This window comes from Pseudomonas sp. S1_E05, assembly GCF_056337105.1.
This window is the reverse complement of the sequence record NZ_JBFRHM010000001.1, coordinates 3,311,468-3,325,615: the sequence shown is the minus strand read 5'-3', so window position 1 is coordinate 3,325,615 and position 14,148 is coordinate 3,311,468. Positions and strand designations below refer to the sequence as shown.

The window sequence follows — 14,148 nt, the reverse complement described above, 5'->3', positions numbered from 1 at the left end:
AGCGAAATTTAAATCGTTACATCGCGATACACAAATATGATTTTGTTCTGGCGAACGCATATTTCGCTATATCGGGTTATAACGATATGAGGTGTCAGGGCAACACCGGGCGGTGCTAAGCTGCGCCCATGAACTATCTCGCACATCTTCACCTCGGTGGCCAGCGTCCCGGTCAATTGCTCGGCAGTCTGTATGGCGATTTCGTCAAGGGACGGCTGCAAGGGCAATTTGCGCCGGAGGTCGAAGCGGCTATCCAATTGCATCGTCGCATTGACGTGTTCACCGACCGCCATCCGCTGGTGGATGTGGCGCTGTCGCGCTTTACACTGACCCGCAGGCGCTACGCGGGAATCGTGTTGGACGTGTTTTTCGATCACTGCCTCGCGCGGGACTGGGCTTCGTACGCCGACCGGCCGCTGGAGCTGTTCACCTCAGACGTGTACAGGGTGCTGTCCAGTGAGCGGCAATTGCCCGAGCGTCTGGCGCGGATTGCGCCGTACATGGTGGCGGATGACTGGCTGGGATCGTACCGCGAGTTCGAAGTGATGGAGCAGGTGCTGCGGGGGATTGCGCGGCGGCTGACACGGCCGGAGGAACTGGCGGGGGCGATGCACGAACTGCGCGAGTTGTATGAGCCGTTGAGCGAGGACTTTCGGCTGTTTTATCCGCAGTTGCAGGAGTTTTCAAAGATCTCACAGACAGCCTAGGTACCTGTGGGAGCGGGCTTGCCCGCGATGGCGGTGTATCAGTCAAAGAGTTGTCGACTGGTCCACCGCTATCGCGGGCAAGCCCGCTCCCACAGGGTTCCAAGTGTATTCAAAAAATCAAGCCGCGATGGCGGGGCGCATCGGCGCTCGTTGAGTTTCCGGGATCGTCCCGAACAATGCCTTCTGCACCGCTTGCTGCGCTTCGAACGCCAACACGGCGCGTTCCCGGCCTTCGCAGGCGATCGGCTTGAGCAGGTGAATCTCCACGTCGCCGCGATCGTTGGCGAACAGGCGCATCAAGTGCGAGAGCAGATCGTCGTCACCAATGAAAGGGGCCAGCGAGCATGCCTGGCCTTCACGCAGATAACGGATGGCCACCGGTTGCAGCTTCACTTTGGAATCGATGGCCGCCGACAGCAAGCGGCCATGGAAGGTGCGAAGCGAACGGCCATCGGTGGTGGTGCCTTCCGGGAACATCAGCAGTGGATGGGCCTGTTCGAGGTGGCGCGTCATCTGCTTGCGGATCAATTGACTGTCACCCGAGCCACGACGGATGAACAGGCTGCCAGCCTTCGCCGCCAGCCAGCCCGCCACCGGCCAGGTACGGACTTCGGCCTTGGACAGGAACGACAGCGGCGCGAGCATGCCCAGCAGCGGGATGTCGGTCCAGGACACGTGGTTGCTGACCCAGAGCATCGACTCCTTTGGCAACTCTCCGTGTACGGTCACGCGAAAGGGCAGGGCGTTGCTCAGGCGCGCCATGAAAAAGCGCGACCAGCGCTGTCTGCGAACCATGGAATGCGCCATGCCCAGGCGTTCGAACATTCCGAAGACACTGGCCATGCCCAACCCCAGCGTTACAACCCCCAGCACGCGCGCGATTCGCGCGTACACCCGTAGGCGGCCCATCACACGGCCGCCTTGAAGTGCTTGGCATAACGCGGGCAGAGTTCGTCGCGCTTGAGCAGGATGAACACGTCGGCCACCTGGAAGTCCTCGTCCCAACACGGCTCGCCACAGATTTTCGCACCCAGGCGCATGTAGGCCTTGAGCAGTGGCGGCATTTCGGCAATCACGTTGGACGGGATGTCCAGGGATGGCAGCGGGTTCTTCGGTTCGGCGCGCAGGTGTTCGGTGCACAGGTAGCGTTCACGCAGGCGTTGCATGATCGCATGCGCCTGGACGCCGCCGTCCTGCATCGGGATGCTCGCGCACCCCATGAGATAGCTGTAGCCACCCTCGTTCAGCACTTCGGCCAGTTCTCCCCAGAGCACGGCGATGGTGCCGCCGTTGCGGTAAGCCGGGTCGACGCAAGTACGGCCGATCTCCAGGATCGGGCCCTTGAGGTGAATGAGGCCATGCAGGCTGAACTCTTCTTCGCTGTAAAACTTGCCCAGGCTGCTGGCTGCCGTGTGGTCAAGGAGGCGGGTGGTCGCCACCAGGCGCCCGGTGTTCAGGTCGCGTACGCCGATGTGGGCGCAGTGAACATCGTAGTCATCCATGTCCAGACCCAGCTCCGCGCCTTTGAGCTTGGCGTCGAATTCGCCGCTGAACACGTTGAAGCGCAAGGCCTGGGCTTCCTGCAGGGCTTTTGCGCCGACCAGGCGTTCGGCTTGCAGGCGGCGTTCATTGCCGGTGCCGTTGATGCGGGCAATCTGAGTCATGGCGAATCTCCGTGCGGGCTGCTCACCCGTCTTTGGGTTACAGCGGATCGACTTTCTTTGTCCAGCCTTGTTGTGCAAAGTCAGGCTATGTAGCCCCGGTGTCATCGCCGTTAAGCTTTGGTGATGCTTATATGACAGCCCACAAGGAGCCTCTTATGCCCTGGCAAGCCCTGTTGCAACGCCGTGATCGCTGGCCCGCCAATCCGGACCTGGCGGAGGGTTTTGCGAACCTGTTGCTTGAATTGAAAGCCGTCACACCCTTTGAACTGGCGGTGGTCGGTGGGCGCCTGATGGCGACACCCGGGCTGGCATTTCTGGTGGGCTACCAGGCGGCCCTGCGCATGCTCTGGCCGAGCGCACCGCAGAGCTTGGGCGCTTTGTGTGCCACCGAGCAGCGCAGCCTGCGCCCGGCCGATATGCAAACCCGCCTGAGCGAGCTGCGCCTGAGCGGACGCAAGGACTTCGTCACCGCCGGTGATGCCGCCGACTGGCTGCTGATTGCTGCTCGCAGCGAAGAGCCCGGCGCCGATCCGCGCCTGAGCCTGGCGGTGGTTTATGCTGGCGAGGCCGGCGTGCAAGTGGAAAAACTGCCGCCGATCCCGCTGATGCCCGACATCAGCCATGGCCGCCTGCTGCTGGATAACGCCCTGTGCGAACTGCTTGCAGGGGATGGCTGGGACGCCTACGTCAAACCGTTTCGCACCCTTGAAGACATCTATGTGCTCAGTGCCATGACCGCTTGGTTGTATGGCGTAGGCCAGGACAGCGACTGGCCGCAGGCACTGCAACTGCGCTTGCTCGCGCTGCTGGCCGGCTGCAGTGAAGTCAGCCGCCAGGCGCCCGACAACCCCGCCGGGCATGTGTTGCTGGGCGGCTTGTTTGCACAGTTCGACGCGCTCAAGGCCGAAGTGAACCAGGCCCTGGCCGACGGACCGCCAGAGTGGGCCGCGATGTGGCAGCGCGATCAGGCGGTGATGGAGTTGGCGGCGGGCGCGCGGGGAAGCGGTTGGCCAAGGCTTTGGCTGGATCTTCGCTGGATTGACGGGCCCCATCGCGGGCAAGCCCGCTCCCACAGGTTCAGTGGTGTTCATAAATTTTGTGAACATCCCAAAACCCTGTGGGAGCGGGCTTGCCCGCGATGGCGGCCTAAAGACTGACAAATATTCCAAAACTGTCATCAACCTCAGCTAGCCTCACCAGGTCCATTCCCCAGAGCCCCCGCCATGTTCAAAGGCGTGTCCCTGTTGTTCCTGTTGCTGGTGAGCCTTACCGCCCAGGCCGAAACCTGGCCCGGCGAGCAATGGTCCATCACACCAACTCCCGGCGGCCCGGCCCTTCAAGCGCTTGAAGCCTACGCTTTCCCACCTCGCGACGACGTCAGCAGAAAGGGCGTTCGCACCGACGCTTTGCTGGTGATCCGCGATGGGCGATTGATCTACGAACGCTATGCGAGCCCCACCACCGTCGACACCCCGCACCTGACCTGGTCGATCAGCAAGAGCCTGATGGCCACGGTGCTCGGCGTGGCCTACGCCGAGGGTCGGTTCAAACTCGAGGATCCGGCAGCGAAGTTCTACCCACCGCTGGCCGGGCACCCGAAGCTGACCCTGTCCGACCTGTTGCACTGGGCTTCTGGCCTGGACTGGCAGGAGGATTACGAATACGCGCCGCTGAAGTCCTCGGTGGTGGCAATGCTTTACACCCGTGGCCATCAGGACATGGCACGGTTCACCGCCGAGCATGACGCGTATGCGCCACCTGGCCAGGCCTTCCGTTACTCCAGCGGTGACAGCAACCTGCTGGCGGCGGCATTGAAAACCATCGTCGGCCCGGCCCGATATGCGGACTATCCCTGGACCGCGCTGTTCGAACCGCTGGGCATCCGCCATGCCGTGTGGGAAACCGACGCCACCGGCACCTTCGTCGCCTCGTCCTACGCCTACCTCACGGCCCGCGATCTTGCTCGCGTCGGTCTGTTGATGGCCCGCGACGGTCGTTGGGGTGACCGGCAATTGCTACCCGCGGACTGGGTGGCCTTCAATCGCCAGCCATTCGCACGTTACCAGGCCCACCAGGACGAAGCGGTGCCGGGCGGCCACTGGTGGCTCAACCGTGATGCGGACGGCGCGGCGCGTCCGTGGCCCGATGCGCCGCCAGACACCTTCGCCGCACTCGGCCATTGGGGCCAGGCGATGTACGTGATTCCCAGCGAGCGCCTGGTGATCGTGCGCTACGGCGATGATCGCGACGGCAGTTATCGCCACAACGAATTGCTCAAGCGAGTGCGCCAGGCTTTTGCCGGGACGGTGCAACCATGAAGCGTCGCCATTTTGTTCGCCGTCGACCGTTTACCGCATTGGGGGCGTTCCTGCTGATCGCCTTGCTCGGCTGGATCTGGCAGGAGCGTGTGGCGTTGTGGGCTTTCCCCGACATCATCAGTGCCTACACCGCCAAGGAATATTGCTCGTGCCGTTATGTGATGAACAACGACGCGCAGTATTGCCGGGGTTATGTGAAACAGTGGCTGCCCGTCAGCGGTTTCACCGATGATTCTGCCTCCAAACGTGTCTCGGTCGAGGGCCTTGGGCGCAGTAACAGCGCGCAATGGCTGGGCGAGCGCCAGGGTTGTCGCTTGAATCCTTGAGCAACCGGCTCGTGGGCGGTTATGGTTCGTGCAGGTTTATCTGCCCCACGAGTCTTTATGTTCAAGCGGTCACTCTGCAAAGTCTGTAAAACCCTCGCCGTCGTGCTGTTGGTGGGCACCACGTTCTCGGCCCAGGCCAACTGGTATCTGGACGGCGAGTCGTCGCGGCTATCGTTCGTCAGCACCAAGAACGCCAACATTTCCGAAGTCCAGCGGTTCCTGGTACTGCATGGCAAGGTCAGCCCCAAGGGCGTGGCCGAGGTCGAGGTCGAGCTGGATTCGATCAACAGCGGCATCCCGTTGCGCGATGAGCGCATGCGCAAGGATCTGTTCGAGATCGAGCGTTTCGCCGAAGCGCTGATCAGCGCGCAAATCGACTTGGGGCCGATCAACGATCTGGCCAACGGCGCCCAACTCGAACTGCGCCTGCCGGTCACCGTCAACCTTCATGGCAAGCAACATCAATACAACGCCGAGCTGCTGGCCACCCGTCTGGATGACCGGCGTTTTCAGGTGGTGACGCTAGAGCCGCTGGTGATCAACGCGGCGGATTTCGATCTGGCGCCGGGTCTGGAATCCTTGCGCAAGGTCGCCGGTTTGTCAGCCATCAGTCTGTCGGTGCCGGTGGGTGCGGTGCTGATCTTCACGGCGCGCTGACATGCAAGGCGCGATTTTCCCCTGGCGCGATGGCAATCGCTTCGAACTGCTGATCGACGGTCCGCAGTTTTTCCCCCGCATGCTGGTCGCCATTGCCCGCGCTGAGGAGCAAGTCGAGCTGGAGTTATATCTGGTAGAGGCGGGCGAGTGCGCCGAGGCGATGGTCCAGGCGTTGGTCCAGGCCGCCGAACGCGGTGTACGGGTTCGCTGCCTGTTCGATGATTACGGCAGCCTCGCCTTCACCCTGATTCTGCGTCAGCGATTGATGGCGGCAGGTGTGGAGTTGCGTTTCTACAACCGCCTGAGCTGGCGGCGCTGGGTGGGCAATTTCTATCGCGACCATCGCAAGTTATTGCTGGTCGATCAGTGCCTGGCGGTGGTGGGCGGGACCGGGGTCACTGATGAGTTCTGGCTGCCGAGTGAAAACACCAGCCAATGGCACGAGGTGATGGTGGAAATCACCGGTCCGCTGGTGATCGACTGGCAGTTGTTGTTCGATCGCCAGTGGATCGCCAACCGCCATCGGCGTGCCTGGCGACCGTCGGCGCATTTCGGTCTGCCGCGACTGCCCCGGGTGCCATCGACGGGCGAGGGCATGGGGCGGGTGGCCTACGCCGACGCCCGCCAGCACCGGGACATCCTGCAGTCGCTGGTACGTGCCTTGAACAGCGGCCAGCGGCGCGTCTGGCTGGCGACGCCGTACTTTCTTCCCACCTGGAAAGTGCGCCGCTCATTGCGCCGCGCGGCCGGTCGCGGCGTCGATGTGCGTCTGTTGCTGACTGGCCCGCGCACCGATCACCCGTCCGTGCGTTACGCTGGGCATCGTTACTACCCGCGTCTGCTCAGGGCCGGGGTGAAAATCTTCGAATACCAGCCCTGTTTCCTGCACCTGAAAATGGTGCTGGTGGATGAATGGGTGAGCATCGGCTCGTGCAACTTCGACCACTGGAACCTGCGCTTCAACCTGGAAGCCAACCTCGAGGCGCTGGACCCCAGCCTGACCCGGGCGGTGGTGGCCAGTTTCGAGAGCGATTTTGCGAAGAGCGAGGAAGTCAGTCTGCAGGACTGGAAACGCCGGCCGTTGTGGCGGCGGGTCAAGCAGCGGATTTGGGGATGGGTGGATCGGGTGGTGGTGAATCTGTTGGATCGGCGGGGGTAGGGCTAACGCCAGAAATCTTCAGTTGGAAAACCACTGTGGGAGCGGCGGTGCGACGATTCGACTTGCCCGCGATGGCGGCGGAGCAGTCAACACAGATGTTGAATGTGACGGCCTCATCGCGGGCAAGTCGAATCGTCGCACCGCCGCTCCCACAGGTTTGGTTTAGACCGAGTTACAACAACTCAAAACTCTGCTGCGTCACATCCTGCGAATCCAGGCCGATCTGCACATTGAACTTGCCCGGCTCGGCCGCGTACTTGAGCTGGCTGTTGTAGAACTTCAGGTCATCCTCGCTGATGCTGAAGTGCACGACTTTCTGTTCGCCGGCCTTGAGCATGATTTTCTGGAAGTTCTTCAGCTCCTTGATCGGGCGGATCATCGAGCCGGTCACGTCCTGGATGTACAGTTGCACCACGGTCTCGCCGTCACGCTTGCCGGTATTTTTCACCGTGACGCTGGCGTCGAGCTTGCCGGACTTGTTCAGGGTGGTCGCTGACAGCGCCATGTCGCTCAGGCTGAATTCGGTGTAGCTCAGACCGTAGCCGAATGGGAACAGGGGGCCAGTAGTGTCATCGAAATACTGCGAGGTGTAGTTGCCCGGTTTGCCCGGCGTGAATGGCCGGCCAATGCTCAGGTGGTTGTAGTAGGTCGGAATCTGCCCCACGGAACGCGGGAAAGTGATCGGCAGCTTGCCCGACGGGTTGTAGTCGCCGAACAGTACGTCGGCAATGGCGTTGCCGCCTTCGGTGCCGCTGAACCAGGTTTCCAGGATGGCGTCGGCCTGCTGGTTTTCTTCGAGCAGCGACAGCGGACGCCCGTTCATCAGCACCAGCACCAACGGTTTGCCGGTGGCTTTCAGCGCGCGGATCAGCTCACGCTGGTTTTGCGGGATGTTCAAATCGGTTCGGCTCGATGACTCGTGGGACATGCCACGCGACTCACCGACGGCAGCGACCACCACATCAGCGTCTTTGGCGGCTTTCACCGCTTCGTCGATCAGCACGTTCGCCGGGCGTGGATCATCCACCACTTCCGGGGCATCGAAGTTGAGGAAGTTCAGGTAATCGAGAATCTTCTTGTCGCTGGTGATGTTGGCGCCACGGGCGTAAATCAGGTTGGCCTTGTCGCCAATCACGTTGCTCATGCCATCGAACAAGGTCACCGATTGCGCCGGACGACCGGCAGCCGCCCAGCTGCCCATCATGTCGATGGGAGCCTTGGCGAGTGGGCCGACCAGGGCGATTTTCGCGGTTTTCTTCAGCGGCAGGGTTTCGTTTGCGTTTTTCAACAGCACCTGGCTGCGCCGGGCCACCTCACGGGCATCGGCGCGGTGCAGGCGGCTGTCGGCGTAGGTGTCGGCCGGATCATCCTCGGCCTTGCCGATGCGCAGGTACGGGTCCTTGAACAGGCCCATGTCATACTTGGCGTCGAGCACCGCACGCACGGCGTTGTCGATGTCGCTCTGCTGGATTTCGCCGGACTTGAGCAGCCCCGGCAGTTCCTTGCCGTACAGGGTGTCGTTCATGCTCATGTGGATGCCGGCCTTGATCGCCAGCTTCGCCGCCTCGCGACCATCGCGTGCAACGCCGTGCTTGATCAGCTCGAAGATCGCGCCGTGGTCGCTGACCGCCAGGCCCTTGAAGCCCCATTCCTTGCGCAACAGGTCGTTCATCAGCCAGGTGTTGGCAGTGGCTGGTACGCCGTTGATCGAGTTCAGCGCGACCATCACCCCGCCAGCGCCGGCATCGATGGCGGCGCGGTAAGGTGGCAGGTAATCCTGGTACATCTTGACCGGGCTCATGTCGACCACGTTGTAGTCGCGACCGCCCTCCACTGCGCCATACAGGGCGAAGTGCTTGACGCTGGCCATGATGCTGTTGGCAGCGTTGGCACCGGTGCCCTGGAACGCCTTGACCATCACCCCGGCGATGCGCGACACCAGGTAGGTATCTTCTCCAAAGCCTTCGGAGGTCCGGCCCCAACGCGGGTCACGGGAAATGTCGACCATCGGCGCGAAGGTGATGTCGAGGCTGTCAGCCGCGGCTTCTTCGGCGGCAACGCGCCCGGAGCGGCCAATGGCGTCCATGTCCCAGCTTGACGCCAGCGCCAGCGGGATCGGGAAAATGGTGCGGTGGCCGTGGATCACGTCATAGGCGAAGAACATCGGGATCTTCAACCGGCTGCGCATGGCCGCGTCCTGCATCGGACGGTTTTCCGGGCGGGTGATCGAGTTGAACGTGCCGCCGATGTTGCCCGCGGCGATTTCCTTGCGGATCAGCTCCCGGGGCATTTCCGGACCGATGCTGATCAGGCGCAACTGGCCGATTTTTTCATCGAGGGTCATCTGCTTCATCAGGTTGCTGATGAAGGCGTCCTTGTTCTCCAGCGGCGGGGGAGTCGTAGCGGCCAATACGTTATGACTGGCCAGGCTGACGAGCAGTCCCAGCAAACACAGCTTCTTCATGAATAGTTTTCCAGGGCCTAAACGGCAGTGAATACGCACCGATCGGCCAAAATTTAGGGAGTGGCTATTGTTGTTCAGGTAATGTTGTTCAGATAAATGCAGCAAACTTCTGCAGTGTTTTTGTACTGGAGCATCTTTTAGCCCATTGGCTCGATGCATTCCAGTGTGGCGGGAGATTATGCCCGAAGAGTCGGTCAGAAGGTCGCTGGTTGATTTTTCAATGGACGATACAACGGAGCGTCAAATCAAATGAATGTTCAACGAACCACCCGAGCGAGCCTGCGCGTCGCCGCCCTGATCTGGCTGGCCAGCCTACTGGCCGGCTGCGGCATCAACAACATCCCCACCCTCGACGAACAGGCCAAGGCCGCCTGGGGCCAGGTGCAGAACCAGTATCAGCGCCGTGCCGACCTGATTCCAAATTTGGTGGAAACGGTCAAGGGCTATGCCAAGCACGAAGAGGAAACGCTGACGGCGGTGATCGAGGCCCGGGCCAAGGCCACCTCCATTCAGGTGGATGCCAGCACCCTGGACAATCCTGAACGCCTCAAGCAGTTCCAACAGGCTCAGGACCAGTTGACCGGCGCCCTGAGTCGTTTGATGGTGGTGTCCGAACGTTATCCTGATCTCAAGGCCAACCAGAATTTCCTGGCGCTGCAATCGCAACTTGAAGGCACCGAAAATCGGATTGCCGTGGCCCGCCGTGATTTCATCCTGGCAGTGCAGAAGTACAACACCGAAATCCGTACCTTCCCGGGGCGCCTGTGGCACACCGTGATGTACAGCGATTTGCCGATCCGTGAAACGTTCGAAGCCACTACTCCAGATGCGGACAAAGCGCCGCAGGTGAAATTCTAGGAAGTAGCCACACAAGCAGCGCTGACGACTCAGCCCGCTTTGACTTGTCGCTCGCAGCTTGAAGCTTGCCGCTGCTCTTATGAGGTTGCCAATGCGCGTGTTGAAAGTGGGCCTGGTGCTGTTGTTGTGGGTGTTGGCCCTGACGGCCCGGGCCGAGTTGAGTTTTCCGGCTTTGACCGGACGGGTGGTGGACAACGCCCAGATGATCGAGCCGTCGGTGCGCGAGCAGTTGACGCAACAGCTTGCGGCCCACGAAAGCGCCACGGGCGAGCAGTTGGTGGTGGTGACAATCCCCAGCCTGCAGGGCGCCGAGATCGCTGATTTCGGTTATCAGTTGGGCCGCCATTGGGGTATCGGCCAGAAGGACAAGAACAACGGTGCGCTTCTGATCGTTGCTCGGGATGACCGCAAGTTGCGCATCGAAGTGGGTTATGGCCTGGAAGATCGCCTGACCGATGCGCAGAGTTCGGTGATCATCAATCAGGTGATTACCCCGGCGTTCAAGGCCGGCAATTTCAGCAAGGGCATCAGCGACGGGGTCGCCGCCATGCTCGTGGTGCTGGGCGGCAGCCCGCTGGATGAGCCGTCGACGATCTACGAGTCGAACAGCGGGCAGGACGACTTCGTTGCCCGTCATCCAGGGATCTTCGTGTTTCTGGTGATGCTGTTCATCCTGACCCTCTTTGTCTTGCAGATGCTCGGCATCCTGCCGGCCGGCCGGGGTGGCTCGGGTGGCTCTGGGGGTGGTTTCGGCGGTGGTGGTTTTGGCGGCGGTGGAGGCGGGGGCTTCAGCGGCGGCGGAGGCAGTTTCGGGGGCGGCGGTTCGTCGGGCGGCTGGTGATAACAATAAATGATGAGCACTTCTAGACATGGCATTACTGACTGAACACGAACAACGCAAAGTCGCCGAGGCGATTGCCCGGGTCGAGCGCGACACCGACGCCGAACTGGTGACGGTGCTGGCGGCCCGCGCCGATGACTACGCGTACATCCCGTTGCTGTGGGCCAGCCTGTTGGCACTGGTGGTGCCGGGTGTCGTGCATTACCTGACCGGCTGGCTGACGATGCACAGTCTGCTGCTGGTGCAATGGGGCACCTTCATTGTGTTATGCCTGCTGTTGCGCCTGCCGAAGATCACCACCCACCTTGTGCCCCGCAAGGTCCGCCATTGGCGCGCCTCGAACCTGGCGCGCCGGCAGTTCCTGGCGCAGAACCTGCACCACACGGTGGGCAGCACCGGCATGCTCATTTTCGTCTGCGAGGCTGAGCGTTATGTGGAGATCCTGGTGGATGAAGGAATTTCCAGTCGGCTGGACAACCAGCATTGGGAATCCATCGTCGCAGCGTTCACCCAGCAGGTGAAACAGGGGCAGACTTTGCAGGGCTTCGTCACCTGCGTCGAGGCGTGCGGCGAGTTGCTCAAGGTGCATGTGCCGGTTACCCATGTGCGCAATGAGTTGCCGAATCGTTTGGTGGTGCTGGGCTGAACCGGATTTTATAAAGGATCCAATCCCTGTGGGAGCGGGCTTGCCCGCGATAGCGGTAGGACAGTCACCAACATTGTTGAAGGTCAGATTGCAATCGCGGGCAAGCCCGCTCCCACAGGTGAAGCCAAATTCGACAGGCCATTCGTAAATAACTGCGTGTCCTGCGCCGCCATCCCCCCTAAAATGCCCTCCATTCCCGATTCTCCGCGACCGAGGCCGTTTTTTTCATGTCTGTTACCGCCACACCCGCCAGCCTCGCGCCGGACCATCACGCCCAGTTCATCCACCTGCTGCAAGGCAGCCTCGACGCCAACGCCTTTATTAAACTGGTGCTGGCCAAGCACGTCGGCAGCGAAACCGACCTGCAACGGGTGATCATCAAGCAACTGACGGTCAAGGATCAGCCCTGCCTGTCCTTCGTCTACCGCTACAAGACGCGAGATATCACCAAGAACCTGCCGTTGGCCGAAGGTGTGGCGAGCATTGCCGAGCTGTTGCCGGCTTCGTTCAAAAATGCACATTTATTGTCACTGACCGACGAAGCACAGCTCGAATACAGTAAAAAGGGCAAGTCTTCACTGTTCAAGAGCAAACCTCAGCAATTGCGTGAAGTGCCGTCTACCGGTCACAACCGTGAAAAAAATCGCTTTCTGGACCTGACCCGGCCGTTTCTCGCCGACCTGGGCGTGACGAACAGCAAGCACGAGCTGATCCCGGCGATGTCGCGCAAGTGGAAGCAGATCAACAAATTCATCGAAGTGTTCAGTCATGCGCTGACGTCGTCCCCGCTGGCGCTGGATCAGCCGGTGCGGGTGGCCGATTTCGGCTCGGGCAAGGGCTACCTGACGTTCGCGATCCACGACTACCTGCGCAACACCCTCAACGCCCAGGGCGAAGTGACCGGCGTCGAGCTGCGTGAAGACATGGTCACCCTGTGCAACGCCGCTGCCGAAAAGCTGGAGCATCCCGGTCTGGTGTTCAAGTGCGGTGACGTGCGCAGTGTGGCGCCGAGCGAGCTGGAGGTGATGATCGCCCTGCACGCCTGCGACATCGCCACCGATTATGCGATCCACACCGGCATTCGCTCCGGCGCGTCGATCATCATGTGCTCGCCTTGCTGCCACAAGCAGATCCGCCTGCAAATCCAGAGCCCGGTGCTGCTCAAGCCGATGCTGCAATACGGCCTGCACCTGGGCCAGCAAGCCGAAATGGTCACCGACAGCCTGCGTGCGTTGTTCCTCGAAGCCTGCGGCTACGAGACCAAGGTGTTCGAATTCATCTCACTGGAGCACACCAACAAGAACAAGATGATCCTGGCGGTCAAACGCCCGGAGCCGGTCGACCCGGCGCAGTTGTTGGTGAAGATTCAGGAATTGAAGGATTTCTATCACATCAGCGAGCATTGCCTGGAGACGTTGTTGCGGGCGGATGGTTACCTGAACTGACTGGCTGATACCCCCTGTGGGAGCGGGCTTGCCCGCGATGGAGGCACAGACACCGCTGGGTGTCAGGCAGCTAGCGTCTTCGTTGACGACCATCGTCGGAACGCCGCCCGGAGCAAGCTCGCTCCTACAGGTACAGGGGAGCGGGTCAGGTAGTGGCGACGGGGGTGGGCTTCACCGCCGTCCTGCGCCCCAGCATCACTGTGATGATCACCCCCACCGCAAACACCCAAGTGATCGGCTCGACGTGTTCGCCAAAAAACAGTGCCGAAAACGCGATGGTGAAGAAGATCTGCAGCAGTTGGATCTGACTGACCCGGGCAATGCCGCCCATCGCCAACCCGGCGTACCAGGCAAAAAAACCGATGAACTGCGAGAACAGCGAAACGTACCCGAACGCCCACCAGGTTTTCGCCGAGACTTCGCCCTGATGTTGCAGCGCCAGGTACAGCACGGGTCCGATCAGCAGGGGTGTCGACAGCACCAGCGCCCAGCAGATCACCTGCCAACCGCCCATCTCCCGGGCTAATCGGCCACCTTCGGCGTAACCCAGCCCACCCAGGCCAATGGCTCCGATCATCAGCAAATCACCGGCTTGAATGCTGCCTGCGCCGCTGATCAACGCGTAACCCAATACCAACGCACTGCCCAGCGCAGCACAGGCCCAGAAGGCTTTCGATGGGCGTTCATGAGACAGCCATGCGGCGTACAGTGCCACGCACAGCGGTTGCAGCCCGTTCACCAGGGCCCCATGGGAGGCCGGCAGGGTTTGCATGGCCCAGGCCGAGAGTACCGGGAAACCCAGGATCACCCCGGCGATCACCAGACTCAGGCCTTTGACCTGTTGCCACGTCGGCCACTTCTCCCGGCGCCACAGCAACAGCAACGCCGCCGGCACCGCCGCGAACAATGCACGACCGAGGCCGTTCAGCAGTGGATGCAGTTCCTGCACCACGACCCGGGTGAAGGGCAGGGTGAGGCTGAAGATGATGACGCCGAGCAGGCCGAGGGCCATGCCGGTGTTTTCGCGCGAGGACATGATGAAGGACCAGGGTTCGGGGGTGGC

At 61.4% G+C, this 14,148-nt stretch carries 13 protein-coding genes and 1 pseudogene; 10 read left to right on the top strand and 4 right to left on the bottom strand.

Annotation, left to right across the window (positions count from 1 at the left end):
• The first annotated feature begins 128 nt into the window (after nucleotides 1-128).
• Entirely contained in the window at nucleotides 129-707 is a 579-nt protein-coding gene (locus tag AB4N33_RS15425; RefSeq protein WP_476457688.1) for an acyl carrier protein phosphodiesterase, read from the top strand.
• Nucleotides 708-824: 117 nt separating this feature from the next.
• Here AB4N33_RS15425 and AB4N33_RS15420 read toward each other — a convergent pair whose 3' ends face one another.
• Together AB4N33_RS15420 and olsB are read right to left on the bottom strand one after the other, a co-directional pair.
• The gene (locus AB4N33_RS15420; protein WP_476457687.1) at nucleotides 825-1,616 is read right to left on the bottom strand and encodes a lysophospholipid acyltransferase family protein; all 792 of its coding nucleotides are present in this window, start codon (nucleotides 1,614-1,616) and stop codon (nucleotides 825-827) included.
• The gene (gene olsB / locus AB4N33_RS15415; RefSeq protein ID WP_460117360.1) at nucleotides 1,616-2,371 is read right to left on the bottom strand and encodes an L-ornithine N(alpha)-acyltransferase; all 756 of its coding nucleotides are present in this window, start codon (nucleotides 2,369-2,371) and stop codon (nucleotides 1,616-1,618) included. The genes AB4N33_RS15420 and olsB overlap by 1 nt, the downstream gene beginning before the upstream one ends.
• 155 nt (nucleotides 2,372-2,526) lie before the next feature.
• Here olsB and AB4N33_RS15410 point away from each other — a divergent pair.
• From AB4N33_RS15410 to AB4N33_RS15390, 5 genes and pseudogenes are all read left to right on the top strand, one after another.
• A pseudogene (locus AB4N33_RS15410) lies at nucleotides 2,527-3,413 on the top strand (acyl-CoA dehydrogenase middle domain-containing protein).
• 181 nt (nucleotides 3,414-3,594) lie between these two features.
• A complete protein-coding gene (locus AB4N33_RS15405) occupies nucleotides 3,595-4,689 on the top strand; it encodes a serine hydrolase domain-containing protein (protein WP_476457686.1) in 1,095 nt (364 codons plus the stop codon).
• Entirely contained in the window at nucleotides 4,686-5,015 is a 330-nt protein-coding gene (locus AB4N33_RS15400) for an amidase (protein ID WP_476457685.1), read from the top strand. Before AB4N33_RS15405 ends, AB4N33_RS15400 begins: the two co-directional genes overlap by 4 nt.
• Before the next feature lie 57 nt (nucleotides 5,016-5,072).
• Entirely contained in the window at nucleotides 5,073-5,672 is a 600-nt protein-coding gene (locus AB4N33_RS15395) for a YceI family protein (RefSeq protein ID WP_476457684.1), read from the top strand.
• A gap of 1 nt (nucleotide 5,673) precedes the next feature.
• Nucleotides 5,674-6,831, top strand: a complete 1,158-nt coding sequence (locus AB4N33_RS15390) for a phospholipase D-like domain-containing protein (RefSeq protein WP_476457683.1) — start codon at nucleotides 5,674-5,676, stop codon at nucleotides 6,829-6,831.
• Nucleotides 6,832-7,003: 172 nt separating this feature from the next.
• On the opposite strand, the gene bglX is transcribed toward AB4N33_RS15390, so the two are convergent.
• Entirely contained in the window at nucleotides 7,004-9,295 is a 2,292-nt protein-coding gene (bglX, locus tag AB4N33_RS15385) for a beta-glucosidase BglX (protein WP_476457682.1), read from the bottom strand.
• Nucleotides 9,296-9,544: 249 nt separating this feature from the next.
• On the opposite strand from bglX, the gene AB4N33_RS15380 reads away from it, so the two are divergent.
• The 4 genes from AB4N33_RS15380 (at nucleotide 9,545) to AB4N33_RS15365 (ending at nucleotide 13,085) form a co-directional block, all read left to right on the top strand.
• Complete coding sequence (locus AB4N33_RS15380) at nucleotides 9,545-10,153, top strand: LemA family protein (RefSeq protein WP_460140078.1); 609 nt, start codon at nucleotides 9,545-9,547, stop codon at nucleotides 10,151-10,153.
• A 91-nt stretch (nucleotides 10,154-10,244) separates the two neighbouring features.
• Entirely contained in the window at nucleotides 10,245-10,994 is a 750-nt protein-coding gene (locus AB4N33_RS15375) for a TPM domain-containing protein (RefSeq protein WP_460117352.1), read from the top strand.
• A 28-nt stretch (nucleotides 10,995-11,022) separates the two neighbouring features.
• Nucleotides 11,023-11,640: a TPM domain-containing protein gene (locus AB4N33_RS15370; protein WP_460117351.1), complete on the top strand. Its 618-nt coding sequence runs from the start codon at nucleotides 11,023-11,025 to the stop codon at nucleotides 11,638-11,640.
• A 227-nt stretch (nucleotides 11,641-11,867) separates the two neighbouring features.
• A complete protein-coding gene (locus AB4N33_RS15365; RefSeq protein ID WP_476457681.1) occupies nucleotides 11,868-13,085 on the top strand; it encodes a class I SAM-dependent methyltransferase in 1,218 nt (405 codons plus the stop codon).
• Between the two features lie 145 nt (nucleotides 13,086-13,230).
• On the opposite strand, the gene AB4N33_RS15360 is transcribed toward AB4N33_RS15365, so the two are convergent.
• Complete coding sequence (locus AB4N33_RS15360; RefSeq protein WP_476458828.1) at nucleotides 13,231-14,121, bottom strand: DMT family transporter; 891 nt, start codon at nucleotides 14,119-14,121, stop codon at nucleotides 13,231-13,233.
• Between the last annotated feature and the right edge of the window lie 27 nt (nucleotides 14,122-14,148).